At 72.6% G+C, this 25,852-nt stretch carries 19 protein-coding genes; 7 read left to right on the forward strand and 12 right to left on the reverse strand.

From position 1 onward, the window contains the following. Positions 1–71 precede the first annotated feature (71 nt). The 8 genes from NI17_RS08470 to NI17_RS08505 form a co-directional block, all read right to left on the reverse strand. On the reverse strand, positions 72–1,070 hold the full coding sequence (locus tag NI17_RS08470) for a PDR/VanB family oxidoreductase (RefSeq protein ID WP_084012563.1): 999 nt from the start codon (positions 1,068–1,070) through the stop codon (positions 72–74). Between the two features lie 96 nt (positions 1,071–1,166). Next, positions 1,167–1,919 (reverse strand): IclR family transcriptional regulator, encoded by a 753-nt coding sequence (locus NI17_RS08475; RefSeq protein WP_068690679.1) that lies wholly within the window; start codon positions 1,917–1,919, stop codon positions 1,167–1,169. Positions 1,920–2,208: 289 nt separating this feature from the next. Further along, the gene (locus NI17_RS08480; protein WP_119267587.1) at positions 2,209–3,597 is read right to left on the reverse strand and encodes an RHS repeat domain-containing protein; all 1,389 of its coding nucleotides are present in this window, start codon (positions 3,595–3,597) and stop codon (positions 2,209–2,211) included. A gap of 322 nt (positions 3,598–3,919) precedes the next feature. Next, on the reverse strand, positions 3,920–5,719 hold the full coding sequence (locus NI17_RS08485) for a LamG domain-containing protein (RefSeq protein ID WP_068694175.1): 1,800 nt from the start codon (positions 5,717–5,719) through the stop codon (positions 3,920–3,922). 460 nt (positions 5,720–6,179) lie between these two features. Further along, complete coding sequence (locus tag NI17_RS08490; protein ID WP_068694192.1) at positions 6,180–6,617, reverse strand: ATP-binding protein; 438 nt, start codon at positions 6,615–6,617, stop codon at positions 6,180–6,182. An 822-nt stretch (positions 6,618–7,439) separates the two neighbouring features. Then, the gene (locus tag NI17_RS08495; protein ID WP_068694173.1) at positions 7,440–8,753 is read right to left on the reverse strand and encodes a DUF4073 domain-containing protein; all 1,314 of its coding nucleotides are present in this window, start codon (positions 8,751–8,753) and stop codon (positions 7,440–7,442) included. Between the two features lie 505 nt (positions 8,754–9,258). Next, the gene (locus NI17_RS08500; protein WP_068694172.1) at positions 9,259–9,738 is read right to left on the reverse strand and encodes a hypothetical protein; all 480 of its coding nucleotides are present in this window, start codon (positions 9,736–9,738) and stop codon (positions 9,259–9,261) included. A 16-nt stretch (positions 9,739–9,754) separates the two neighbouring features. Beyond that, positions 9,755–11,230: a helix-turn-helix transcriptional regulator gene (locus NI17_RS08505; protein WP_119267601.1), complete on the reverse strand. Its 1,476-nt coding sequence runs from the start codon at positions 11,228–11,230 to the stop codon at positions 9,755–9,757. Between the two features lie 560 nt (positions 11,231–11,790). Here NI17_RS08505 and NI17_RS08510 point away from each other — a divergent pair. Further along, positions 11,791–12,303, forward strand: a complete 513-nt coding sequence (locus tag NI17_RS08510; RefSeq protein WP_234402172.1) for a DUF742 domain-containing protein — start codon at positions 11,791–11,793, stop codon at positions 12,301–12,303. A gap of 91 nt (positions 12,304–12,394) precedes the next feature. Here the strand turns inward: NI17_RS08510 and NI17_RS08515 are convergent, their stop codons facing one another. Next, entirely contained in the window at positions 12,395–13,402 is a 1,008-nt protein-coding gene (locus tag NI17_RS08515; protein WP_068694169.1) for a quinone oxidoreductase family protein, read from the reverse strand. Positions 13,403–13,456: 54 nt separating this feature from the next. On the opposite strand from NI17_RS08515, the gene NI17_RS08520 reads away from it, so the two are divergent. Then, a complete protein-coding gene (locus NI17_RS08520; RefSeq protein WP_084012897.1) occupies positions 13,457–13,930 on the forward strand; it encodes a MarR family winged helix-turn-helix transcriptional regulator in 474 nt (157 codons plus the stop codon). Positions 13,931–13,985: 55 nt separating this feature from the next. Here NI17_RS08520 and NI17_RS08525 read toward each other — a convergent pair whose 3' ends face one another. Next, the gene (locus NI17_RS08525; protein WP_068694167.1) at positions 13,986–15,110 is read right to left on the reverse strand and encodes an alkene reductase; all 1,125 of its coding nucleotides are present in this window, start codon (positions 15,108–15,110) and stop codon (positions 13,986–13,988) included. A 62-nt stretch (positions 15,111–15,172) separates the two neighbouring features. Between NI17_RS08525 and NI17_RS08530 the strand changes: the two genes are divergently transcribed. Beyond that, positions 15,173–15,559, forward strand: coding sequence for a MerR family transcriptional regulator (locus tag NI17_RS08530; RefSeq protein WP_068694179.1), 387 nt, complete (start codon positions 15,173–15,175; stop codon positions 15,557–15,559). A 30-nt stretch (positions 15,560–15,589) separates the two neighbouring features. Here the strand turns inward: NI17_RS08530 and NI17_RS08535 are convergent, their stop codons facing one another. Together NI17_RS08535 and NI17_RS08540 are read right to left on the reverse strand one after the other, a co-directional pair. Further along, complete coding sequence (locus NI17_RS08535) at positions 15,590–16,591, reverse strand: LacI family DNA-binding transcriptional regulator (RefSeq protein WP_068694177.1); 1,002 nt, start codon at positions 16,589–16,591, stop codon at positions 15,590–15,592. Between the two features lie 91 nt (positions 16,592–16,682). Beyond that, positions 16,683–19,328 (reverse strand): glycoside hydrolase family 78 protein, encoded by a 2,646-nt coding sequence (locus NI17_RS08540; RefSeq protein ID WP_068694165.1) that lies wholly within the window; start codon positions 19,326–19,328, stop codon positions 16,683–16,685. Between the two features lie 456 nt (positions 19,329–19,784). On the opposite strand from NI17_RS08540, the gene NI17_RS08545 reads away from it, so the two are divergent. From NI17_RS08545 to NI17_RS08560, 4 genes are all read left to right on the forward strand, one after another. Beyond that, positions 19,785–20,756 carry a carbohydrate ABC transporter permease gene (locus tag NI17_RS08545; protein ID WP_068694163.1) on the forward strand — a complete coding sequence of 324 codons (972 nt, stop codon included), beginning with the start codon at positions 19,785–19,787 and terminating at the stop codon, positions 20,754–20,756. Beyond that, positions 20,753–21,574: a carbohydrate ABC transporter permease gene (locus NI17_RS08550; protein ID WP_068694161.1), complete on the forward strand. Its 822-nt coding sequence runs from the start codon at positions 20,753–20,755 to the stop codon at positions 21,572–21,574. The genes NI17_RS08545 and NI17_RS08550 overlap by 4 nt, the downstream gene beginning before the upstream one ends. A gap of 48 nt (positions 21,575–21,622) precedes the next feature. Beyond that, complete coding sequence (locus NI17_RS08555; protein WP_119267589.1) at positions 21,623–22,873, forward strand: ABC transporter substrate-binding protein; 1,251 nt, start codon at positions 21,623–21,625, stop codon at positions 22,871–22,873. Between the two features lie 106 nt (positions 22,874–22,979). Next, positions 22,980–25,478: a glycoside hydrolase family 3 protein gene (locus NI17_RS08560; RefSeq protein ID WP_068694157.1), complete on the forward strand. Its 2,499-nt coding sequence runs from the start codon at positions 22,980–22,982 to the stop codon at positions 25,476–25,478. Positions 25,479–25,852: the final 374 nt, after the last annotated feature.

Raw genomic sequence — 25,852 nt, forward strand, 5'->3', positions numbered from 1 at the left:
CATCGCTGGTGGGCGGGGCGGTCGTGGCGGTGGGTGCGGTCATCGTCGTCTCCTCGTCGCTTCGGTGCGGGTCACAGGTCCAGGACGAGCCGGTCGGTGCGGGCGCGGGACACGCACACGAGCATCCGGTCGCCCGCGGCGCGCTCCCGGTCGTCGAGGACGGAGTCGCGGTGGTCGGGAATCCCCTCCAGCACGTCGGTCTCGCAGGTGCCGCAGACCCCTCTGCGGCAGGAGGACAGGACGGGCACTCCGGCGTCGGCGAGGGCGTCCAGCACGGAGCGGCCGGGCCCGACGGTGACGGTCCGCCCGGAGCGGCGCAGCTCCACCTCGAAGGGCGTGCCGCGGAAGGGGGCACCCTGCTCAGCGGCGGTGAAGCGCTCGGTGCGCAGCAGACCGGCGGGCCAGTGGCGGGTCAGTTCGGCGACCGCGTCCAGCAGTGGGGCGGGGCCGCAGCAGTAGACCTTGCGGTCGGCCTGGGCCTCACCGAGCCACGCGGGCAGGTCCAGCAGGCCCTGCTCGTCCTGGGGGACGACGGTGACGCGGTCGCCGTGGGGGGCGAGTTCGTCGAGGAAGGCCATGGTGGCGCGGGTCCGGCCGCCGTAGAGCAGGTGCCAGTCGGCGTCGAGCAGGTCGGCCTGGCCGATCATGGGCAGCAGCGGGGTGATGCCGATGCCTCCGGCGACGAACAGGTAGCGGGGCGAGGGCGCGAGGCGGAAGTTGTTGCGCGGTCCGCCGATGGTGACGGTGTCGCCCTCGGCGAGCTCGTCGTGGACGAACGCGGAGCCGCCCCGGCTGGCGGGTTCGCGCAGCACGCCCACCCGGTAGGAGTGGGCGTCCCAGCGGTCGCCGCACAGGGAGTACTGGCGGGTGGTCCCGTTGGGCAGGGTCAGGTCGATGTGGGAGCCCGGGGTCCAGTCGGGCAGCCGTCGCCCCTCGGGGTGGGTGAGGGTCAGCGTCACCACGCCGTCGGCCACCGCGGTCTTCGCCGCGACGCGCAGCTCGATCGCGGTGCTCCCCCGCGCGGCGGGGGAGGCGGACGCCGTGGTGGCGGAGGTGGGGGCCGCAGTCATCGTCACTCCTCGGTTCCGGGTTCTTCCGAGAATCCGAGGAATGTGGCCCACGACACTACGGCGTTTCCATTGAACGGAAAAAGAAGGTGACGCGGGTCACTCCTGTCCGGGGCGCATGGCCCGCGCGATGCCCCGCGCGGCGGCCTGGAGCAGCGGGATCTGGGCGTGGGCGCCGCCATCGTTGGGGACGATCACCGACACGGCGGCCACGACACGCCCGTCCAGCCGGATCGGCACGGCCACACCGGTGGCGCGTTCGTCGATGAACCCGGGACACACCGCGACGCCGGTGCGGCGCACCTCGGCCAGGAGGGCGCGCAGCTTCCCGGGGCCGGTGGGCGTGTGCGGGGTGTAGGACTCCAGCGGCCCGGCGAGGACCTCCTCCTGCACGGCCGCGGGGGCGTGGGCGAGCAGCACCAGCCCCGAGGAGGAGGCGTTCACCGGCAGCCGCCCGGCCACCCGGGTCACGTTGATGACCGCCCCGGGGGCGGACAGCCGTTCGACGAAGAGCACCTCGCGTCCCTCCAGGACGCTGAGCTGGGTGTGGTGGCCGACGACGGCGTGGACGTCCTCCAGGACCGGCATGGCGGCCTCGCGCAGCCCCAGCGCCGGGGAGGCGCGCGAGGCCACCTCCCACAGCCGCATGCCGACGGTGAGCCGCCGGTCGGGGCCGCGCTCCAGCCAGCCGTGCTCGACCAGCTCGCTCACCAGCCGGGACGTCGTCGCCAGCGACAGCCCGGTGCGCCGGGACAGCTCGGCGACCCCGAGCACCGGCCGCTCCGGGCCGAACGCCTCAAGAATCCGCACGACCCGGGAGAAGACGGACTCGCCGTTGGAGGAACGCGCCATCCCACCAGTGTGACCCGGGCCACCGGGAGTTCCGAACGCGGGGACGGGAGGGGGCGCGTGCAGGGGGACACCACGAGGGTGCGGCACCGCCCGCCACAGGAGCGTCACACGTCACAGCATCGACGTGGACGCAACTCGGGAACCAACCCGGTCACGGCGTCGATCGGAGCCGAAGCTGCCCATGTCCGCACCGGGCATGGACAGCAGAACATGACGATGCTACGCAACCGGGCCGTCCCACTGCTGGCCGCACTCGGACACGCGAGCATCCCAGCCGCGACCCGCTGTCCTACGACACCTTCACCCGCTCGTTGGATCTGGTCGGACTCCCCTGACCAGTCCAGACACTTCTACTCACCAAGAACGAAACAGCTGAGGTGCCCCGAGGTCCCTGGTCCAGCATGGTGGCGAAGCCCTTGTCGCTGGGCCAGGTGCCGGTGCTGCCCCGGTCGGCGCCGAAGGCGGTGGTGCGGCGGCGCACGGTCTGGCCGGTGAGGGCGTGCACCGCCAACTGTCCGGTGGCCTGGTGGTCGGAGAACGTCCAGTGCACCGAGCCGTCACCGGTGCGCACCGCCACGGTCTCGCCCGCGTGCTCATAGAAGCGGGTGGCTTCCACCGAGGGCACGGTCTTGTCCAGCCGGACCTCCATGCCCGCCAGGTACAGCACCGCCTCGGTGGGGGTGTCGCGGACCAGCCGCTGTCCGTCGGCGTCGTAGCGGAACGACGTGGTGGAGCCGTCCTCCTCGGTGACCTCGACCAGTCTGCCCTCGGCGTCCCACTCCAGGTCCTGGTCGCGGGACGCAGTGGTGCGGCCGGTCATGTTGCCGGAGGCGTCGTAGGTGTAGTTCTGCTCCAGCAGCGACCCGGAACCGACCTGGTGCACCACGCTGCTCGACACCAGCCGGTCGGTGGCAAGGTCGTAGTCCCGGGTGGCCCAGGTCACGTCCGCCCCGGAGCCGTCCAGGTCGAGCGTGCGCCGCAGCAGGTTGCCGGTCCGGGAGTAGACGGTCTCATCAACGTAGACGTCGTCGCCGAAACCCTCGACCCGCACCGGCATGCCGAGTTCGTTGTACTCGTAGACGACCGTTTCCCTGCCCAGAGTGCCGCCCGCAGGAAGGCTGATACTGCCCAGGGTGCCGTCGGGGTTGTAGCGGGTGGTCGAGGTCAGGTAGCCCTTGGCCTTGGTGTCGTAGACCCACGCGGCGCGCTGGGTGCCCTGCGGGGAGTCGTCGAACAGGCCGGTCTTGCGGCCGAGCGCGTCGTAGGTGTAGGCCAGCGTCTCACCGCGCGCATCAGTGGTGGACACCAACTGGTCGAGGTCGTTGTAGGTGTAGGTGGTGGTGCCGGTGTCGGGGTCGGTGCTTGCGACCTTGCGGCCGCGCAGGTCGTAGACGGTCTCCCACACGTTGCCCTCGACGTCGGTCACCGTGGCCGTGCCGCCGTGTCTGGCGTAGGTGTAGGTGAGGGCGTCGTAGGCGCTGTCGGGGGTGGGGCCGTGGTGCTCGCGCAGTTCCACGGTGCGCCCCCGCGCGTCCACGATGGTCGTGGTCGCGATGCCGCCCTCAGGCGGGGTGACGAGAGTGCGGTCGCCCCGGTGCTCGGTGATGGTGCGCCACTGCTCCTCACCACGCGAGACGTGCAGGACATCGGTGACACGTCCCGCGCTCCGGTCACACACCCCGCGCGAACTCCGCCGTCAAAGCCCAGTCAGAACCCAACGGACAAGCCTCACTCTGGTCATCGCAGCCAGAGCGACGACCAGGGAGAAAAGGGAGCAGTGCGGCGCTGCCGATCCCGAACGCCGCTGTCCACCGGTTGCGGAGCACGGTCCTGTCTGGCAACAGGGACATCTCCGTTGTCGGCCAGGGGAATCCGGTGGGTCGGAACGGTCGAGCCTGTGCACCGTCAGTCGAGAGGCTCACGGAAGGCGCCAACGCGCTACCCGAACAGGTCGGGTGGTCTCCCGGTCCCGGCGGGTCCGCCGGGACCGGGAGGAACCGCTACTCGCTGGGCACGGCCGCCATTCCATACTTCGCGGTCACGACACCGTAATCGTCGAGGACTCCCTGGTAGACCTGGGCTTCGGCGAGGTCACCAGGCCACAGACCGGTCAGGGCGCCCTCCGACTCGGCGGCGCCGATACGCACCGGACCGTCGGCGTGCCAGGGGGTGGTGTGGGTGGCGGTGCCGTCCTCGAAGCTGTCCACGTACAGGGTGAGGGTGTCGGTGGTGGCGTCGAAGGTGGCGGCCAGATGGGTCCACTCGTCGAGTTCGGCGGGACTTGTGGAGGCGACCTGGGTCCACGGGCTCCCCGCGGTGTCGGCCTGGGGCATCCTGACCACCCACCGGTCCACGCCGTCGATGTTGCGCGCTCCCAGGGTGAACCCGCTGTGCTGCTCGCCGTCCTGGCTGAGGGCGACGGGATCGGTGCCGGCCTCCTCCAGGCGCACCCAGATCGCCACGCTGAAACTCGCGTCGGTGCGAATCGCCGGACCGGTGGTGGCGAAGTACTCGTCAACACCGTTCAACCTGGCCGCGGGAACGTAGATCCAGTCGTTGAACGCGGTGTTCCACACGGTGGCCGGGTCTCCGGTGAGGGTGGCGTCCAAGGCGTGGTCGCTCGCGTCGGTCACCGTGGTGCCCTCGTAGTCGTCGAGTCGCCAATGCCCCTCCAGGGCCACGAACCGGTTGGCCAGCCTCCACACCTCCGTCTGCTCGTCGGGGCGGCTTCCGGGCATGAGTGTGTCCTTGACGAGGCGGTCGTAGAAGCGGACGTCGTCGATACCGCCGGGCCAGTGGTAGTCCTCGGTCCCCTGGTACCTGCCGCGGCCCATGGTCACCGGGCCACTGGCCGTCCAGGCGTCCTCGTGGACGGCGGTGCCCTGCTTCTCACCGTTGACGTAGAGGGCGGCCTCGCCGGTGGCCGCGTCGAAGGTGCCGATCAGGTGGGTCCACACCCCGGTCCGGGCGGGCTCGGTGGACAGGGCGTAGGTCCAGGCGGGGGTCTCCGGCAGGTGGGCGTCGGCGGGCGGCAACTTGAACACCCAGGCGTCCTCGCTGTGCTGGTAGCCCAGGTGGAACGGGCTCTGCTCGGTGCCGTCCTGGGCGACGGCGGTGTGGTTGGCGTCCTTGCTGTCCAGCTTCACCCAGGCGGCCACCGTGAACGTCTCGGTGGTGTCCACGATGGGCCCGCCGGTGGTGATCTCGCCTGTTCCGGAGGCGCCGTGCGTGCGAACCGCGGTGCCCTCCAGGCGGGGTTGGTGGTTCTGAACCGCTCCCACCCGGCCGCGGATCCAGTCGACCCCCGCCGAGACGGTCGCGGTCTCTCCCGGCCGCTCGACGTCGGCGGCGGTGGTGCCGCTCCCCTCGTCGAAGGGGAAGTGCGCGACCGGGTCCCTGAACGGGGCGACCAGGAAGGTGTAGACCCGTGTGCACGCCGAGGAACGCCCCTCGGTGTTGACGGTGCGCGCGTAGATCATGTTGGGGCCGTCTTTGTACGGGGTGAGGGTGACGGTGACCGAGCCGCCGGGAGTGTCCGGGACGAGCGGGACGGTGCAGGTGTCGCTGTTGAGGCTGTAGTAGTAGGTCTTGGTGTCCCCGCCGACGCTGGAGAAGGTGAACTCTCCAGGCTGGTCGGGGGCTCCGTGGAACCGCTCGTCGTCGGGGTAGTCGCTGGAATGCACTTCCAGTGTCGCCCCCGTACTCTGGGCGCTCGCTTCGGGGCCTGTCCCGTCGTCGGCCGCCGCCGGGACCGCCCACAGCAGCCCCGCCGCCACACCGGCCAGCACGCTCGCACTCATACCGCGCAGCACAAGTTCCACCCTGTTCCAGGAAACGTTAAAAGCAGCCGAACCGTGGTGATTCGGCCAGAAGCCATCAAGCCGTGGCAAAGCTAGCCCAGCCGGAAACAGGCGTAAACCTCATATAAAGCAGACGGGAGCCGGACGGGATCAGCAGCCGTTCACCCACCTGCGCGTATTCTCTTCCCTGCCGCAGATTCTCCGGAAACTGGCCGATTCCGGCCAAAGGGCCGGAACCATCCGCCTTCTCCGTGCCACGAGCGGTGCGCCGGGGTGGTCCGCCGGGCCGTGGGGCGCGGCGAGGTCCCGCCCGGCACCGACCCCCACCGCCTGCTGGCCGCGGCGACCGGCCCCTCTACCACCGGCGGGTGCTGCTGGGCGGGCCGCTTTCCCGCGAGGAGGCCGACGCCTACGCCCTCGCCGCGGCGGCCGCCGGACGGCTGTGACGCCTTTCCGGCGGTCAGGCCGTGGGGGCGGGGCGCCGACCGTCCGGCCACCGAAGGACGAAGTAGACGCCCTCGGCCCGGGGGGCCAGGCTGCCCCAGCGGGTGGCCAACCGGTCGACGAGGAGCAGGCCGCGGCCGGACTCACGGAAGAAGTCACCGCCGGGGGCGACCACGTGCGGGACGGTGGGCAGCCTGGGCGGCCGGGTGCGCACCTCGGCGCGGACACCGCGAGTGTCGACCTCGACGCGGATCTCGTAGCTTCCGCCGGGATCGCCGGATCGGGTGTGACGCAGGGCGTTCGTCGCCAGTTCCGAGGTGACCAGTTCGGCCCGCTCGACCACCTCGTCCGGGACGGGTGCCTCCGGGAAGGCCCGCAGGCACCCGACCACGAACGCACGGGCGGCGGCCACGCTGTCGGGGGTGCCGGGGAAGGACGTGGAGGACACGCTCACCACACCACCGCCTTCCCGGCCGGGGCGGACCGGGCAGGGAGCACACGGCGGCGGATGCGGGACGTGCGCCGCGCCGCGGGCACGTGAAGGGCGGAAACCTCAGCCATCAGGTCCTCAACCTGCGCTCTCGGGTAGGGGCACAGGCCCCGGGCCGGTGTCGCGCGCACCGGGCCGGGACCCCTGTTCTCGGTTGTGCGGCGCCCTGCCCGGCGGAAGCGCTCCGCACGGGCCTGTCGGGACCACGGCGGTCCTCTTCCGGACGCGCCGCGGCGCCGCCGGTCCTCCACTGGACACCGGTGCCGAAGGACCCGTTCTCCGCGTCCGCGCCAGGGTCGGGACCGTACGGTGCCGCCGTTCCGCACCGGGGCGGGGGCGACCGTCACGCTACGCGTGATTACCCGGGCAGAAAAGAAAAAGACGTGGCTTTTCTGACACTTCTCCGCACAGACCAGGAAAACGACCGTTCTGGACGCGCTTCCCAGCGTGGTCAGCGCCGGGGAGGAGGGGACGGAAAAAGCGTCGGTTCTCCCCGTTCCGCGCGCTGGTTCAGCCACCGGGAGGTCCGGCCGCCTGGCGGGCGCACCCGGTCCGTTCGGCGGGTCGTCGGGTGTGAGCGCCGCCGCGGGGGCGTCTTCTCCAGGCCCGTCGCTCGCGGTCACCGGACTCCCGTCCGCTCCGGGGCCCGGGGCCGTCCGGGCGGGAGGGGGATCGTCCGCTGTCGGAAACCCGGCGGTCGGGAATCCGTCCGCGGGCGGAGAATCCCGATCCCGGTACCGGGGCCCGTGCGGAGGCCCCGGTGCCGGGATCATCGGACGACGCGGCTCAGCGGTCGACCACCGTGAAGGCGACCGGGTCGGCCAGCGAGGTGCGGCCCTGCGGGGTGACCAGGTAGGCGGTGTACTCGCCCGGCGTCAGGTCGCCGGTGGAGAACTTCACCTTGCCCTCGGCTCGGGAGGCGTCGGCGCGCAGGACGGGCTCGGTGTCGTCGGTGATCTCCCCGGCGGGGTAGACGACGACCTGGTTGCCCCGGTCGGGCAGGTCGGTGGTGTAGGAGAACTCGGCCTTCTTGCCGTGGCGCACCTCGGCGCGCTTGGCGGCGAGGGCGCCGTCGGCCCCCGGTTCGGGGGCGAGCGGGTCGCCCGGCCACACCGGGTCGGCGTCCTCGACGGGGGCGAGGTCACCGGCCACGTCGACGGTCACCGCGCGGATCGCGCTCCCGGTCGCGAAGTCGAGGGAGGTCACCTCCACCTCGCTGCCGTCCACGGTCACCCGCAGGGCCTGCTTGAAGCTGCTCGGCCCGCTCCACTCGCCCCGGTTGGGACCGCCGGGGTTGGGTCCCCACTCGGTCTGCACGGCGCCGGTGTTGACGGCGAGGAAGCCCTCGGCGGCGCCGCCCTCGACGACCACGCGGTTCATCCAGTCGTCGCGTTCCAGGCTGTAGTGGGTGTGGCCGGAGAAGAACACCACGTTGGGGTGGTCGCCGAGGATCGCCAGCAGCTGGTCTGCCTCCGCGTAGTCCAGGTCGTAGTAGTCCTGGCGGCCCTCGCCGACCGTGCCGGACACCGAGTGCGGCAGCGGGTGGTGGCCGAAGACGAGGACGGGCCGGTCGGCGTCGAAGCGGTCGAGTTCGGCGTCCAGCCAGGCGAGCTGCTCCGCGCCGAGTTCGACCTGGTTGCCCACGGCCCACCGACCGGGGTTGGCGAGGCTGCCGATGTGCACCACCGGCACGTCGCCCGCCATGACGGTGTGGTGGACGCGGGGCATCCCGGTGTGGCGCAGGAAACGCTCGACGTGGACCTCGCTGGAGGCGCCGCTGTAGAACTCGTGGTTGCCGATGGTGTAGCTGGCGGGCGGGTGCTCGCGGGAGCCGAGCACGGCGAAGAACGCCTCGTACTCCGCCTCCCGCCCGTTGGGCACCAGGTCTCCGTTGACGACCATGTGGTCGGCCGCGGGAAACGACGCGTAGGCGTCCAGCACGGCGCCGAAGTCGGCGAGGTCGCCCTGGACGTCGGAGAGGACGTTGATGGTGACGGGCTCGGCGGCCGGGTGCGCCGCCGCGGCCGGGGCCGTGGCGAGCGCCGCCGCGCCGAGGAGGACCGACGCCGCGAGCACCGTGGTCGTGCGCGAGGTGTCCACCGGTCTCCTTCCGTTGACGAGGTTGAGGTTTCAACGGAAGAGCCAACCCGGTGACCTCGGCATCCGGCTGAGGGGCCGATGGCCGCGAGGTGACGGCCGGGGGAAGAACGGTCCCCGCCGCGCCGCAGCCGGAACCGGCGGCCCGGCGGGCCTCGCACGGGGCGGAGCCGGAACGCGGCGGAACGGGAACCGTCCATGGCGCTTCCCCGCCGGGCACGGACCGGTCTCCACCGTTCCACCCCGCCCGCGTTGCGCGAAACGCGATCCGACAGCCGCGAGCGGTTCCGGACGCGCGGGCCGCCGGTTCCGGCTGCGGTGCGGCGGGACCGCCCGGACGCGGGTCGCCTGGAGGAAGCCCGGCTCAGGGCGGACGAGCCGGTCCGGGAGCGGGAGCGCGGCGCCGCTCGGCGTCCGCCCCGGCCCTCGGGAGGAACTGTCGGTTTCCCGGGCTTGACTTCGCGCCGAGCGGTCCGCACCGTTTGGGAACGCTCCCGAACGGAAGCGGCTACTCCCGTCGGGCGCCGTCCGGCCAGATGACGTCGACCGGCACTCCCCTGGCGCGCGCGGCCGCCACCGCGTCGGCGGTGCCGCCCCTCCCCGCGGCGGGCCGGCCGTCCCAGACCGCGAACAGCCGGTCGACACCGCCCAGCACCGCCTCGTTGGCGTCCTCGTAGGCCTGCCTTCCGGCGCTCAGGTGCGACATGTAGCGCACCCACGCCGCGCGGACCAGCAGCCGGTCGAACCGCTCCCGGTTGTCCGGCTTGACCTTGGTCTCCCGGTAGTCGGCCGACGGCAGCACCACCTCCAGCCGTCCTCCGGCCTCCAGCACCGCCTCGGCGAAGAGCTGGTCGGCTCCGCGCGCCAGGCAGGAGACCCCCACCAGGTCGGCGTCCGCGTACGGCCCGAGCGCTTCGGCCAGCGCCCCGCGCACCAGGGGCACGCTGTCGGCGGCCAGATTGGAATGCCCGGTGATCCCGATTCGCACTCCCGCATCCCTTTCGTCACGTTCGACTCTCGGTCAGGAGCGTACGGGACAACTCTCCGCGCAGTTCGGCCACCGCCGGTTCCCGGTGGAACGGTGCAGCCTCCCGGTGCCAGTCGCGCAGCCGCCGACGGACCCGGCCCGAGCCCAGTCCGTCCCCGACCTCCACGGCGTTTCGGACCGCCTTCGCCGCCTCGGCCGGTTCGCCGAGCAGCAGGTAGGTGCGGCCCAGACCGATGAGGTCGAACGCCTGTCCGCGGCGCTGGGAGGGCGGGCGCAGCCGCAGCGCCTCGGTGATGTGGTGGACCGAGGACTCGGCGCTTCTGCGCCTGGCCGCCGGGTCGTCCTGGCCCTGCGCGAGGTCCCGGTAGCGCGCTCCCACCACCCCCGACAGCTCGGCATGGTCGAACGTCCTCGCCCACTCCGGCAGCGACTCGCGTGCGCCGCCGTCGATGGCCTCCTCGGCCTGCGCGACGGTGCGGCGGTAGGCCTGGGCCCGCCCCATCCGCGCGTACGCCCACCCCTCGCGGGTGTACAGCATCGCCGTCAGCACCGCCGGGGCCTTGCGGGACCGCGCGCCGTCCAGCGCCAGGCGGGAGATCTCCAGCGCGTCCTGGGGCCGGTGCAGGTCCAGCATCTGCCGGGCCATGTCCGCGAGGACGCCCACCCCGTAGAGTCCGTACTCGGGCCCCGCCTGGTGGGCGGCCCGCAGCGACAGCGTGTAGTACTTCTGCGCGGCCGGGTGGTGGCCGTCGTCGTAGAACATCGACGCCGCGATCCGCGACAACTCGGCCATCGCCAGGAACAGCCGGGGCTGCACCGCCGCGGGCTGCGACCTCCCGGCCAGCTCCGCCACCTCCGACAACTGGGCCACCACCGCCTTGCGGCCGATACCCAGACGCCACCGGTCGTCCCAGCGGCGCAGGGTGGCCACCCCCGCCTCGATCCGTCCCAGTTCCGCCTCTCCCAGGACTCCGCGTCCCGACGCGGTCGGCCGCCGGTCGGGAACGAGCCAGCGCTCCAGTGTTTCGGTCAGTGCCGTCCCGACGACCAGCGCGCCTCCCGCCGCCAGCGCCTCTCTGCGTTTCATCAGGTCATTCACCGTGGTCTCAGCGATGTCGTGGATCGTTCCCGATGCCGACCAAAGGTCACGGTGCGACTCTAGAGGCGCGGTTTCGGAGGCGACAGAACACGCTGTCGGGTTTTTGACACTGTCCGATTCGGTGGCGGATTCCCCGTCGGCCGCGGTGACCAGCCTCAGCGCGCGGGCGAGCACTCCCCCCGTGTCGAGGACTCTGTCGAGGCGCCACGCCAGATCGGGCGGGCAGGACCGCTCGGCGACCTCGATCCGTCCGACCAGACTCGTGCTGACCCACACGTGCCGGGCGAGTTCCCGTTGGGTCAGCTTCCGGTGTTCTCGCCAGTACCGCAGTTCCGCGCCGAACCAGTCAGCGGGCGACCGTTCCGGCCGTAGTGGCTTCGGGGGGCGGGGCACCGGCTCCTCCTCCGCGGATCGGACCAACAGGACGGACTGTCGGATTCAGCATCCCGTTTTCCCGGGAGGCGATCCACCGACCAGAAGGGATTATTCGCGATTGGACTGAAGTTATGCCGATTTCAGGGTACCGGTCACTTCTCCGTCCGGCATTTCCTCTCCCTGCTGACCAGGAAAAATGTCGGCCACCTGCGCTTCCTGCCGTTTCCGGGAATTCCTCGCGGGAACCGCGCCGCAGGACCCCGTTACGGTTTCCCCCGGCTTACCTGCACTGATGCGTTCCGCGGCGGAATTGCGCGGCTGAGTTGCCTCCGGCCGCGGGTTGTGAGATGCGTGGCCGATGGCGGTGGGGGGAGGAGTCCGCCGCCGTCTCCGTCCCGGTCGTCGGCCGGTGGTGTCCGGGCGCGCGGCGGGAGATGCCGGTTTCCGACGGATCGGGTTGTCCGTTTCCGCCTCTCGACCCCGGGCGGTGCCGTGCCGCTCAATAGGTGTGGTGGCGACGGGACCGGAGACAGCACCGCGCCGCCCGGTCCCCCGAGAACTCCAGAAGGAAGAAGAACATGCGCGGCGGCAGGCAACCCGAGCGACCGGCCGGGGACTGCGTTCAGAAACTCCTCGGGACACGGCGGACCACGGTGGCGTGGGCCGAGGGGGCCATCGGCCTCTTCGCCTCCTCACCGTCGGCAGGGGGGCACGGGGCGGCCGTGCGGTGGGAGATCGGCACGGGGCCGGACCGGTGTGCCTTCAGGACCGACGCCTACGTGGGGCGGCGTCGCCGGTCCCGGCCTCCGGTCACCGGTCTGCACCGGGTGCGGGTGCGTGACCCGGAGACGTCCCTGCCCGCCGACCTGCCCCGGTCCGCGGCGGTGGTCTACGCGGCCTGCCTGCGCGCCGGGCCCGCCGGGGCGCAGGTGCTGGACCTCGCGGCCGACACGGGCACGCCGCTGGGCGCGGCGGTGGAGCTGGTGGGTCTGCTGCGGGACGCTGCCCTGGTGGTCGACGCGCACCACCGTCCCTCCAGGGTCGACCGCCACCTGCTGGAGCGGGTGCTGGAGGGACTGCACCGCCTGTGAGCGGCGGCGCGGCGGACCCGGCTCACGCCCGGCGGCGTTCTCGCCCGGCCCGCCGGGGAGGGACCGTTTCCCGCGTTGTCGCCCCTCGGGGTCAGGTGCCGTCGTCGGTCATCCGGAGAACGACCTTCTCACCGGGAGCCGGCCGTTCGGCGAGGCGGTGGGCGGCCTCGATCCCGGCGAACGGAGCCACCCGCACCGAGGGCGGAACGAGTCCCCCGGCCGCGACGAGAGCGAGCTGCTCGCCGAGCAGCCGTCGATACGCGGCACGCCGGACGGACGTGTGGACGGGTACCGAGCACAGCCGCTCTGCGGGACGCGCGGCGAATCGGGCGGCCGTGCGCACGGTTCCCGTGAGGGCGTCGATCCGCTCGTGGCCGGGGCGCCCGGCGAAGGCGATCCGCACGACACGGCCGCGCGGTGACGTGGCGCGGCGGACGGCCGCGCCGCCGGTGTGGTCGACGCTTCCGTCGACACCGCCGGTGACCGCCCGCACCTGTTCGGCCCAGTCCGGGGCCCGGTAGTCGAAGACCTGCACCCCGAGCGCCTCGGCGAGGCCGCGGCCGCGCTCCGAGGCGGTGCCGTGGACCCGGACGCCCCGGCGCGCGGCGTGCTGGGCGATGAGCAGTCCGACGGCCCCGGTCACTCCCTGGACGAGAACGCTTCCCCGCTCGGGAAGTGAGAGCAGGTCGAGCGCGTGCCGGGCGGTGACCAGGTCGAGCGGGAGCGCGGCGGCGACGGCGGAGGGGATCTCCTCGGGGACCGGGACGAGCAGGGACGCGGGAACGGTGACGTGCGAGGCGTGGGCCCCCATCCCCGGGAGGATCCCGGCCACACGCGTCCCCTCCTCCAGGCCGTACCGCGCGGCCTCGTCGTTGACGGTCTCGACCCGTCCGACGAAGTCGTAGCCGGGGGTGAAGCCCGGGCGCGGCTGGAGGAGGTACCCGCCGCGTCGGGCCATGACGTCCGTGGAACCGAGCGACGCGTGGGTGACGCGCACCCGGACCCGTCTCCTGCCCGGGGGGCGGGTCTCCTCGCGGTCCACCCGGACCACCCGCGCAGTGCCGAAGGCGGTGACGCGGGCCACCAGACGGTGATGCATGGACCCTCCGGAAATAGGTAACATGTTATGTAAATCGTCCTCAGGATACGACACATGTCACCTAGTTCCACGCCGGTCCCGTCGGCCGCCGCCTTCGCCCACGAACTCAAGGCGCTCGTGCCCGAGCTCAACGCCGCCCTCGCCGAGGCGTTCCGTCCGCTGGGGCTGACCTGCGTCCAGGCGGACGCGCTGATGGCGCTGCGCCGTTCCGGTCCGGTCACCCTCAAGGAGCTGTCGAGGCTGCTCGTCGCCGAGTCGGGGCATCCGAGCCGACTGATCGGCCGCCTGGAGTCCGCCGGGCTCGTCCGCAGGGAGAGGTCCCCGGCCGACGGGCGGGCCGTCCTCCTGTCCCTGACCCCCGAGGGCGAGGCCCTCGCCGTCGACGCGGAGCGGGCCCGCGAGCCGCTGGTCCGACGGTTCGCCTCGCGGTACGGGGACGAACTCGACGCGGTGACGGCGTTCCTGCGGCGCGTCCGCCGGGACCTCGCAGACGGCCTGGCGCTCGCCGAGGCGGAGGAGAGCACCTGAGCGGCCGTGCGGCGGAGGTCCCGCGGGCGCGGTGGCGGCGTGCGCAGCGGACCGGTCAGCGCGGGGCGGCGCGGAGCGCGGAGAGCGGTCCGGCGGCCGCTTCCTCCAGGGCCGGGTAGTCGGTGTAACCCCTGGGCCCCGGGGTGTACAGGTGGGCCCTGTCGACCGTGTTGAGCGGGGCGCCGCGGGCGAAACGCTCGGGCAGGTCGGGATTGGCGATGAACGCGCGGCCGTAGGAGACGAGGTCGGCGGATCCGGAGGCGAGGACCGACTCGCCGTCCCGTCTGGTCGTGGGGGCGCGGTTCTCCCCGACGTTGGCGATGAGGGGGCCGTGCCAGCGGGGGCGCAGGTCCGCCAGGGCCGGGTAGCGGTCGTTGTCGGTGAGGTGCAGGTAGGCCAGCCCCAGACCGTCCAGGGCCGCCAGCAGGCTCCGGTAGACCGGCGCGGGGTCGTTCTCGACCATTCCGGCCTGCGGGTTGCCGGGGGACAGACGCAGGCCGGTGCGTTCGGCGCCGACGGCGTCCGCGACGGCGGTGAGGACCTCGACGGGGAAGCGGACGCGGCCGGCCGGCGTCGCGGGGCCGTACTCGTCGTCGCGCAGGTTGGTGTTGTCGGCGAGGAACTGGTGGATGAGGTAACTGTTCGCGCCGTGCAGCTCCACGCCGTCGAAGCCCGCGGCGACGGCGTTGCGGGCCGCCGCGACGTGGTCGAGCACGGCCTGGCGGATGTCCTCGCGGGTCATCGTGCGCGGTGTGGGCGGGTCCGCCTTCGCGCCGCCGCGCAGGCGCAGCGGCCCCGGCGCCGCCACCGCCGAGGGGCCCGCCGGGACGTCCCCGGACAGGCGGGCCAGCGGATGTCCGATCCGTCCGCCGTGCATCAACTGCGCGAAGATCCGCCCGCCGGCCGCGTGCACGGCGTCGGTGACGACCCGCCAGCCCCGGACGTGCTCGGGTGTCTGCAATCCGGGGATGCGCCATCCCGACTGCCCCCGGCGGCTGGGCCAGATGCCCTCGGTGATGATGAGGCCCGCGCCCGCGCGTTGGGCGTAGTAGTCGGCGACGATCGGTTGCGGGGTGCCGTCCTCGGCGGCACGGAAACGGGTCATCGGCGCCATGACGATGCGGTTGGGCAGGTGCAGGGGTCCCAGTCGGTAGGGCGTGAGCAGCGGTGTGGTTCTCATGCCGCCACGGTAGAGTCTGACATCAATGTCAGGTTCAAGTGCTGATCGGGCGGGGGTGGGTGGTGCGCATCGGTGAACTGGCCCGGCGTACGGGGGTGAGCGAGCGCTCGCTGCGCTACTACGAGCAGCGGGGACTGCTGGAAGCGGGGCGCACCCCGGGCGGCCACCGCGACTACCCCGAGGGCGCGGTCGACCGGGTGATCCGCATCCAGGAGCTGTTCGCGGCCGGGCTGGGCAGTGCGAAGGTCGCCGAGATCCTGCCCTGCTCACGGGACGGCGACGGCGGTCCGGCCGCGACCGCCACCCCCCGCCTGGTGGCCGAACTCGTCGCGGAACGGGAGCGGATCGACCGCATGATCAGGGACCTGGTGCGCTCCCGCGAGGTCCTGGACGAGGTGATCGACGCGGCGTCCGGCAGCGGACCGGACGCTCCGGGTCCCGGAGCCTGACCCCGCCCCGGCCTGCGGCGCCGACGCGGGTCAACTGGAGGCCCGCTCCACCAGACGGGGGGAGAACAGCAGCCGCCGGTGGCGGTGCTCGTTGGGGTTGGTCACCTCGTCCACGAGGAGGCGGGCGGCGGCCCGGCCCAGTTCGTGGCCGTCGACGTGCACGGTGGTCAGCGGAACCCCCGCCGTGGCCGCCGCGTCGATGTCGTCGTAGCCGACGACGGCCAGGTCCTCGGGGACGCGCAGGCCAGCCCTGGTGACCACCTGCATCACACCGAGCGCCAGCAGGTCGTTGGCGCAGAACACGGCCGTGGCCGAGGTCGCCGACGTCAGGATGCGCTCCCCCGCCCGGCGGCCCTGGTCGAGGGTGAACGCCCCCACCTCGACCACCTCCACGGAGTCGGCGGGCAGCCCGGCGCGGGCGACGGCCCGGTGGCAGCCCTCCAGGCGGTCGATGGACTGGCGCATGTCGGAGGGGCCGGTGACGCAGGCGATGTGCCGGTGGCCGCGCGCCAGCAGGTGGGTGGCCGCCAGCTCGCCGCCGCCCACGTCGTCGACCGCCACCGAGCAGATGTGGGGATAGTCGGTGGAGTTGTGGAACAGAACCGCCCGCAGGCCGCGGTCGCGCAGGCCGTCGAGCCACTCCCCCGTCAGGGCGGCCGGGGTGACCAGCACCCCCTGGGCGCGCTGCTGGGCGAGCATGTCGAGGTAGCGCTGCTCACGGTCGGCGTCGACGTCGGTGTTGCACAGCACGGCGGTCTGCCCCACGCCGTACAGGAAGTCCTCGGCTCCCCGGGCGACTCCGGCGAGGAAGGGGTTGCGCACGTCGAACAGGACGATCCCCACGGCCGTGCTGCTTCCGTTGCTGAGCTGCCGGGCGGCCAGGTTGGGCACGTATCCCAGGGCCTCGATGGCCGCCTGCACCCGGTTGCGGGTACGGGAGGCGACGATCTCGGGGCGGTTCAGCACGTTGGAGACCGTGGCGACGGAGACGCCCGCCTCCCGCGCGACCTCCCTGATACTGACGGTCTTCATGGTCGCGCTCTCCGGTCCCCCGCGGACGGACATGGGTTTGGCACGCTTCAATTCTCGTCCTCGATGGTAGTGCTCGACACGCCCGGAGCGGTCACCGTCCGCGTCCGGCGGCCTGCGCCGGGACCTCGTCGGCGTCGGCGGGAGGGTGCGGTACGCGGAAACCGTGCCGTCCGCCGGCGACCTCCACGGGCGGTGTCCCCGGCAGGTCGACGACCGCCGTGGTTCCCGTGGGGACGGTGACGTCGACGAGCAGTTCACCGCCTCTCCGCCGCCAGCGGACCTCGGCCCGGCCGTAGGGCGTCAGGTGGCTCGCCCCGGCGTGTTCGAGTCCGCCTCCCGGCCTCGGGGCGACGCGCAGCCTCCGGTAGCCGGGCGCGTCGGGGGCCAGGCCCGCGACGGTGCGGTGCAGCCAGTCGGCGACGGCGCCCAGGGCGTAGTGGTTGAAGGAGGTCATCTCGCCGGGGTTGACCCGTCCGTCGGGCAGCAGGCTGTCCCAGCGCTCCCAGACGGTGGTGGCGCCCTGGAGCACCGCGTAGAGCCAGGAGGGGCACTCGCGTTGCAGCAGCAGCCGGTAGGCGGTGGCCAGGTGGCCGTTCGCGGCGAGGACGTCGCAGACCAGTGGGGTTCCGGCGAACCCGGTGGCGATGCGGTGCCCCTCCTCCGCGACGAGCTCGGCCAGCCGGTCGGCGGCGGCGCCGCGCGCGGCCGCTCCGGGGATCAGGTCGAAGTGGAGGGCCAGCGTGTAGGCGGTCTGGGTGTCGCTGGTGAGTCGGCCGCCGGGGCGTACGAAGGCGGCGCCGAAGGACGCGCGGGCGCGCTCGGCGAGCCCGGAGTAGCGTTCCTGGTCCCGGGTGCGGCCCAGGACGCGGGCGGTGTCGGCCATCGTCCGCGCGGACGCGGCGAAGTAGGCGGTGGCGACGAGGGTGGGATCGGTGCGCGCCTGGAAGGGGTCCTCGGGCGGGGCCGCGGGGTCCAGCCAGTCGCCGAGCTGCCGGTCGGCGCGCCAGACGCCGTCGGCGTCGAGGCGGCTCGCGACGAGGTCGACCCACGCGGTGGCGCTGGCGTACTGGTCGCGCAGCACCCGGTCGTCACCGAAGCGCTGGTAGAGCGTCCAGGGCAGCAGCACCGCGACGTCCCCCCAGACGGCGGCGGGCCAGGCGGGCGTCCAGGTCGGCGCGTCGATGGTGGGGACGACGAAGGGAACGGTGCCGTCGGGGTACTGTTCGACGGCCAGGTCGGCGAGCCAGGAGGCGAGCATGCCGGAGCAGTCGTAGAGGAAGGACGCCGTCGGCGCGAACACCTGGATGTCGCCGGTCCAGCCCAGTCGTTCGTCGCGCTGGGGGCAGTCGGTGGGGATGTCGACGAAGTTGCCCCGCATGCTCCACACGACGTTGTCGTGGAGGCGCTGCAGCAGCGGGTCGGAGCAGGTGAAGGAGCCGGTGGGGCGCAGGTCGGTGTGGAGGACGCGGGCCACGACCGCGCCGTCGGTCCACTCCCCCGGCCAGCCGGTGACCTCGGCGTAGCGGAAGCCGTGGTAGGTGAACCTGGGCTCCCACTCCTCGACCCCGTCGCCGGAGAGCACGTAGCGGTCGGTGGCGGCGGCGTGGCGCAGCGGCCGCGTGCACAGTTCGCCGTCCTGGAGCACCTCGGCGTGGCGCAGCGTGACCTCGGTTCCGGCCGGTCCGCTGACGCGCAGCCGCAGCCGTCCCACCAGGTTCTGGCCGAAGTCCACGATGCGCCGCCCCGAGGGGGAGGTCCAGGTGGCGACCGGCGCGACCTCCTCCACGCAGCGCACCGGCGGGGAGAGGGGGGCCACCAGGGTGGCGCGGTCGCGTTCCACCGTGCGGACGCCGCTCCAGTGGGAGTCGTCGAAGTCGGGCAGGGACCAGCCGGGCGTCTCCAGTCGGGCGTCGTGGTGCTCGCCGTCGTAGAGGCCGGAGAAGAGGATCGGCGAGGGGGCGGCCTTCCAGTTCTCGTCGGTGCCGAAGCGGACGACGCTGCCGTCGGCGCACTCCACCTCCAGTTGGGCGAGCAGTCCGGTGCGGTCGCCGTAGACGGCGCGGCTGCCGCCGTGGAAGCCCAGTCGGCCGCGGTACCAGCCCTCCGCGAGCCAGACCCCCAGCGCGTTGCGGCCGGGGCGCAGCAGGCGGGTGACGTCGTGGGTGCGGTAGCGCAGTCTTTGGTGGTAGCTGGTCCAGCCGGGGTCGAGTTCCTCGTCGCCCACCCGGACTCCGTTGAGTTCGGCCTGGTAGAGGCCGTGGGCGGTGATGTAGAGCCGGGCCGAGCGCGCCGGGGCGGGCAGTTCGAGGACGCCGCGCAGCAGGACGGGCCGCTCGTCGTCGCCGAGGCCGTCCGCGGGGGTCACCATCCGGGCGGACCAGTCGTCGGGGCGCAGCAGCCCGGTCTCCAGGTCGAGGGGCGGGCTCCACGGGGACGGCCCGTCCGCCCCGCCGCCCCACACCCGCACCCGCACCGTCCGGCGCTCCCGCGAGCCCAGGGGGGCGGTCGGCCAGGGCACCAGCACCGACTCGGCGCCGGGGACGCGTCCGCTGCGCCGCGTCTCGCCGCCACCGCCGATCTCGATCTCGTAGGCGTCCTGGGTCCAACCGGGGGGAGCGCTGCGCACCGTCCACGACAGTCGGGGCGCGGCCTCGCCTATGCCGAGCGCGACGCGGTGGTGTTCGGCGGTCGGCGCTTCGAGGGACACGCCGGAGGGGACGCTGTGCTGCTGGGGCACCGGGTTCTCCTCGTCTGGGGGCCGGTGCTGGTCCGGTGGGGATGCGGACCAGCACCGGGAAACAGGTTACTTGAAACGGTTAAATCAGAAGAATCAAGATGCAACGGTAGGAACCAGAAACGGCTCCGTCAAGATCGACGTCAGAGCGCCGTCCCCTCGGAAGCACTCCCGGCCGCGCGCACCCCGGAGAAAATCTCCAGTACAGAGCGGATATATCCGCTCTTCTCGACGTTTCCGCGCACCGCCCCCACCCCGCCGCGCACCTGCGGCCGCCGAGGGGCCGAATGTGATCCCTTCCACGCACCGGGGTTGACTCGGTTACGTACCAGGGTCTAACTTCACCCCATCGCATGAACCGTTTCAAACCAGTTAAACCCGGAAGAGCCGCGCACCGCACCGGGCGCCCCGCCACCTGACGGCGCTTTCCGGGCACGATCAGACGGAGGACCATCCGACATGGCCTCACCAGCCCCACCGGCCGCGTCCGTGAAGACGGGCGGGCCCCCACCGCGGCCCCGAACCCCCGGTCCGCGACCCCGGCCGCACCGCGCGCTGCGCACCGGGGTGTCGGTCCCGTGGTGGTTCACCCTTCCGGCACTCGCCTTCTTCGGCTTCGCCGTCCTCGTGCCGAGCGCCCGAGGCGCCCTGTACGCCTTCACCGACTGGAACGGCATCTCCGCCGACTACGCGTTCGTCGGCCTCGACCGGTTCCGCGAACTCCTCGGAGACGAGAAGGCCCGCGACGCCCTCGGCAACACCCTGCTCGTCGCCGTGGCGGTCACCCTGGTGCAGAACGCCGTGGGCCTGCTGCTGGCGCTCGGGGTCAACAGCAGGATCAAGTCGCGCAACGTGCTGCGCGTCTTCTTCTTCGCCCCGGCCGTCATCACCCCGGTGGTCACCGCCTACCTGTGGAAGTACCTCTACTCCCCCGAGGGGGCGATCAACGCGGCCTTCGAGGCCGTCGGCCTGGGCGCGCTGCGCCAGGACTGGCTCGGCGACCCCGACATCGCCCTGTGGTCGGTCGTCGCCGTCATCGTCTGGCAGTTCGCCGGCTACTCGATGGTGATCTTCCTGGCCGGACTCCAGTCCATCCCCCGGGAGATCCACGAGGCCGCCGATGTCGACGGGGCGGGGGCGGTCCGCCGGTTCTGGTACGTCGTGCGCCCGATGCTCGCCCCGGCCACGACCATCAACCTGATGCTGTCGATGATCGGCGGCCTGAAGCTGTTCGACCAGGTCTGGGTGATGACCCAGGGCGGCCCCGGCAGGGCCACCGACACCCTGTCGACGGTCATCTACCGCGAGGCGTTCCAGTTCAACGAGTACGCCTACAGCACGGCGATGGCCGTGGTGCTGACCCTGTTCGTGATCGTCATCAGCGGTTTCCAGTACGGCTACCTCAGCCGCCAGGAGAGGAGGGCGTCGTGAAGCGCTACACCTGGAGGACCGCGCTGCTGGAGGCGGTCATGATCGGCGCCGGTCTGCTGTTCGCCTTCCCCGTCTACGTACTGGTCGTCCTCGCGCTGCGTTCCGAGGACTCCACCGCCTCGCCCCTGGCCCCGCCGACCGAGCCGACCCTGGCGAACTTCGGCGACGCCTGGCGCGAGGCGGGGCTGGGCGCCGCGACGCTCTACAGCGCGCTGGTGACCGTCTCCAGCGTGACGCTGCTGGTGGTGCTGTCGGCCCTGGCCGCCTACCCGATCGCGCGCTCGACCCGGCACTGGTCCCGGGGCGTGTTCGCGCTGTTCATGCTGGGCCTGCTGCTGCCGTTCCAACTCGCCCTCATCCCGCTGTACCAGACGATGCGCGACCTGGGCCTGCTCGGCAACCCGCTCGCCCTGACCATCTTCTACACCGGGGTGCAGATGCCGTTCTCGGTGTTCCTCTACACCGGGTTCCTGCGCACCCTCGACCGCGGCTACGAGGAGGCCGCGCTGATGGACGGCTGCGGGCCGGTGCGCGCGTTCGTCCGGGTCGTCTTCCCGCTGCTGCGGCCGATCACCGGGACCGTGGTCATCCTCAACGTCATCTTCGTCTGGAACGACTTCCTCACCCCGCTGCTGTACCTGAGCGGCACCGGCCAGCAGACCATCCCCGTGGCCCTGTTCGGCTTCGTCGGCCAGTACGTCTCGCAGTGGCCGCTCGTCTTCGCCGGGCTGATCATCGGTTCGGCTCCGGTGCTCATCGCCTACTTCGCCATGCAGAAACGCATCATCCAGGGCTTCGCCGGAGGACTGAAGGGCTGACCCCGTCCCCGGCCCCGCCGCATCCCCTTCCCCGTATTGGAGAACCCGATGAGAAAGCCCAGATCCCTGGCCGCGCTGGCGGCGCTGGTGGGCGTCGCCGCGCTGACCTCCTGCGGAACCGAGGAGGCCGCCGCCGACGGCATCACCGTGGCCGCCAACTCCACCGACCGCGTGCCGATGGACGCCGTCATCGAGGCGTTCCGGGAGCAGCACCCCGACATCGAGGTGACGGTCACCTACGCCGACACCGACCAGTTGCAGAGCACCCTGCGCACGCAGTTGTCCTCCGGGACCGCCCCCGACGTCTTCACGGTCTGGCCCGGCAACGGCAACCCCGGAGCCCTGCACGTGCTCGCCCCCGAGGGCTACCTCGTCTCCCTCGACGACACCGAGTTCGCGGACAAGATCTCCGAGGGGGACAAACCCGTCACGCAGTTCGAGGGCACCACCTACGTCGTCCCCGTCACCTTCAGCGGCATCGGAGCCATCTACCGCAAGGACCTTCTCGCCGACCTCGGGGCCGAGGAGCCCGCCACCTGGAGCGAGATGCTCGACCTGTGCGCGACCGCGCAGGACAACGACATGGCCCTGTTCGCCCTGGGCAACCAGACCCCGTGGGTCACCCAACTGGTCACCTACGCGCTGGTGGCGACCACCGTCTACGCCGACACTCCCGACTTCGACGAGCGGATGGCGGCGGGCGAGACCAGCTTCTCCGACTCCGAATGGAAGACGGCGATGGAGAAGTACCTGGAGATGGACGAGGCCGGATGCTTCACCGACAACCCGCTGGGCACCAGTTATGAGGCGTCGATCAGCGCCGTGGCGCAGGGGCGGGCGGTCGGCCTGGTCCAGGTCGCCACCACCCTGTCCCAGGTGCGCAAGGAGGCCGGGGACGTCGAGCTGGGCCTGTTCGCCCTGCCCGCCACCGACGACCCCGAGCAGACGCGGATGCCCGCCTCGGTCTCCGCCGCCTACGGCGTCAACGCCGAGAGCACCAACCTCGGCGACGCACGCGCCTTCGCCGAGTTCCTCGGCTCCGTCGAGGGACAGGCGATCTACGCCGCCGAGGGCGGCACCCTGCCCGCGCTGCCCGACGACAGCCACGAGATCGACCCCGCGCTGTCGGTGCTCGTCGACCACCAGGCGCAGGACCGCACCGTTCCCTTCATGGACCAGCTCTGGCCCAACCCGCGCGTCCAGCAGATCCACTTCACGGTCGTGCAGGAGTTGTTCTCCGGCGCCGCCTCCGTGGAGGACGCCCTGACCGAGATGGACGCCGCCTACACCAGCAACTGATCCCTCTCCCCCCGGCCGCGTCCGGCCCCGCCCCCTCCCCTCTCCCGGGGCGGGGCCGGACGCGGCGCCCCCCCACTCGCTCCCCCCACACTTCGGAGCCTTCACCATGGAACGACGTGCCTTCCTCACCGCCGCCGCCCTCTCCGCGCTGGCCGCGTCCGTGCCGCTGCGCCCCTCCGCCGCCCTCGCCGACTCCCCGCCCTGGACGGACACCGCCCTGAGCGCGGCCGAGCGCGCCGACGCGCTGCTGGCCGCCATGACCCCCGACCAGAAGACCGCGCTGATCTGCTGCGACTTCGACGCCGTGGCGGACCTGGGCGTGCCCCGCCCGGCCTTCGCCGACGCCTCGGCCGGAGTGCGCGGCGAGACGGGGGTGACCGCCTTCCCGGTCCCCCTCGCCCAGGCCGCCACCTTCTCCCCCGACCTGCTTCGTCAGCTCGGCTCCGCCATCGCCGCCGAGGTCCGCGGCAAGGCCTTCAACTCCGTTCTCGGCCCGACCGTCGACCTGGCCCGCACCTGGCGGGCGGGACGCGCCGCCGAAGGCATGGGCGAGGACCCCCTGCTGGCCGGAGTCCTCGGGGCCGAGGTGGCCCTGGGCATGCGCGAACAGCACGTCACCACCACGGTCAAGCACTTCTCCGCCTACACCCAGGAGGCCGACCGGACGACGGTCGACGTCCGCATCTCGGCCAGGGGCCTGCACGAGACCTACCACGCGCCGTTCCGCACGATCGTCGAAGTGCTCCCCGACACGTCGGTGATGACCTCCTATCCGCGGATCAACGGCGTCTACGCTCCCCAGAACCCCGACCTGATCGACGACCTGAAGGGCGACATCGGCCTAGAGGGCTACGTCGTCCCCGACTTCATGTCCGGCGACGACCAGATCGCCGCCGCCCGGGCGGGCGTGGACCTGGCCGGGCTGGGCCCCGACGCGGTGTGGATCAGCCCGTCGGTCCTCGCCGGGAGCGTCCCCGCCGACCGCATCGACGACGCCGTGCGGCGCATCCTGGTCACCATGTTCGCCGGCGGGCTGTTCGACCACCCCGTCCCCGAGGCGCCGCAGGCCGTCGTGAGCACCGCCGAGCACCGGCAACTCGCCCACGACCTCGCCGTCCACGGCACCGTCCTGCTCGCCAACGACGGCGTCCTGCCGCTGGCCGCGTCCGTGGGCGGCATCGCGGTGATCGGTCCCGCCGACGAGGCGGCGGTCACCGGCATCGAGGGCTCCACCTGGGTGGAGCCGGGTGAGTGGACCACCCCGCTACAGGCGATCCGCGACCGCGCCGGAAGCGGGACCAGCGTCACCCACGCCCAGGGCACGCGCGGCGACGTTGCGCTCGACCCCGTCCCCGGCGACGCCCTGACCGACCCCGACGGCGCGCCCGGCCTGCGGGGAACCTACTACGCCGGCCCCGACCTGTCGGGCTCTCCGGTCGCCACCCGCACCTCCGCGACCCTCGACTTCGACTCAGCGCCCGTCTCCGGGCTTCCCGCGGTCTGGTCGGCCCGCTGGACGGGCACCCTGACGCCGCCGGCCACCGGGCTGTGCCGGTTCTCGCTGCTGTTCACGGGACGCGCGAAGCTGGTCGTCGACGGACGGACCGTGGCCGAGGGCGTCCGCCCCAGCCAGGACTTCATGTTCGGCCCCCACACCTACCCCCTGCAGGGAACGGTCGAGCTGACCGAGGGCCGCGGCGTGGACGTGACCGTGGAGTACACCAACGAGGGCTCCTTCCTCGGCGCCGTGGGCCTGCACCTGGGCTGGCAGCCCGTCTCGGTGATCGACGGGGCGGTCGAGGCGGCCCGCGACGCCGACGTGGCCGTCGTCATGGTCAACCGGGTGGCCGGGGAGAACATGGACCACACCTCCCTCGCCCTCCCCGGCGACCAGGACGCCCTGATCAGCGCGGTCGCCGCCGTCAACAGCAGCACCGTGGTCGTGCTCAACACCGACGGCCCGGTCCTCATGCCGTGGCTGGACGACGTCGCCGCGGTGGTGCAGACCTGGTACGGAGGGCGGGGCATGGGCACCGCCCTCGCCTCGGTCCTGTTCGGCGACGCCGATCCGGCCGGGCGGCTTCCCGTCACCTTCCCCGCGGACGAGTCGCAGGGGCCGGGCTCCACTCCGCAGACCTACCCCGGGGTGGACGGCAGGGTCGACCACTCCGAAGGGTCCGACATCGGCTACCGCTTCTACCAGCGCAACGGGCAGCAGCCGCTGTTCTGCTTCGGGCACGGCCTGTCCTACACCACCTTCGCGCTCGACGGCCTGGGCGTACGCCACGACCAGGAGGCCGGGGAGCTGGTGGCCGAGGTGAACGTGCGCAACACCGGAGCGCGCGCCGGACACGAGGTCGTGCAGCTCTACGTCGGCCTGCCGGAATCGGCCGACGCCGCGCCCAAGCAGCTCAAGGCGTTCCGCAAGGTCCGGCTGGATCCCGGCGAGCTGCGGCGGGTGGAGCTGCGGGTGGCTCTCGACGAGCTGAGGGTGTGGGACGAGACGGCGGGAAGGTGGCGGTTCGTCGACGGCCTCTACCAGGTGCACGCGGGCCGCTCCTCGACCGACACCCCGCTGCACCGCACCATCCACCTCAACCGCTGAAAGCCCTCTCCCCGGCGGGTCCGGTTCTGTGCGGGGGCCGGACCCGCCGCCCGGGGACGGGGTGCGGACCCGTCCCCGGGCCTCTTCCACCGGGGCGCCGTCGGGGATCCGGTGTCTCCGGGACGCGCGGGAATTCCGGCAGCGGTCCGACCGCGCCCGCGAAGTCGTCGGACCAGCCGTGCAGCAGCCCGGCGGCGCGGCGTCCGGCCGCGTGTGCGGACCGTCGGGACCTGGTCGCGCGGCACCCGGGTGTTCGAGCGCAGAGGCGGCGCGTGGGCGACGGCGCACCAGCACCTGTCCTACCCGTACGATCCGGACACCGGCGAGACGCGGGCCGACCTGCGGCCCCGGCCCCGCCCGCCGGGACGGCCGCA

Source organism: Thermobifida halotolerans (assembly GCF_003574835.2).
Taxonomy (GTDB): domain Bacteria; phylum Actinomycetota; class Actinomycetes; order Streptosporangiales; family Streptosporangiaceae; genus Thermobifida; species Thermobifida halotolerans.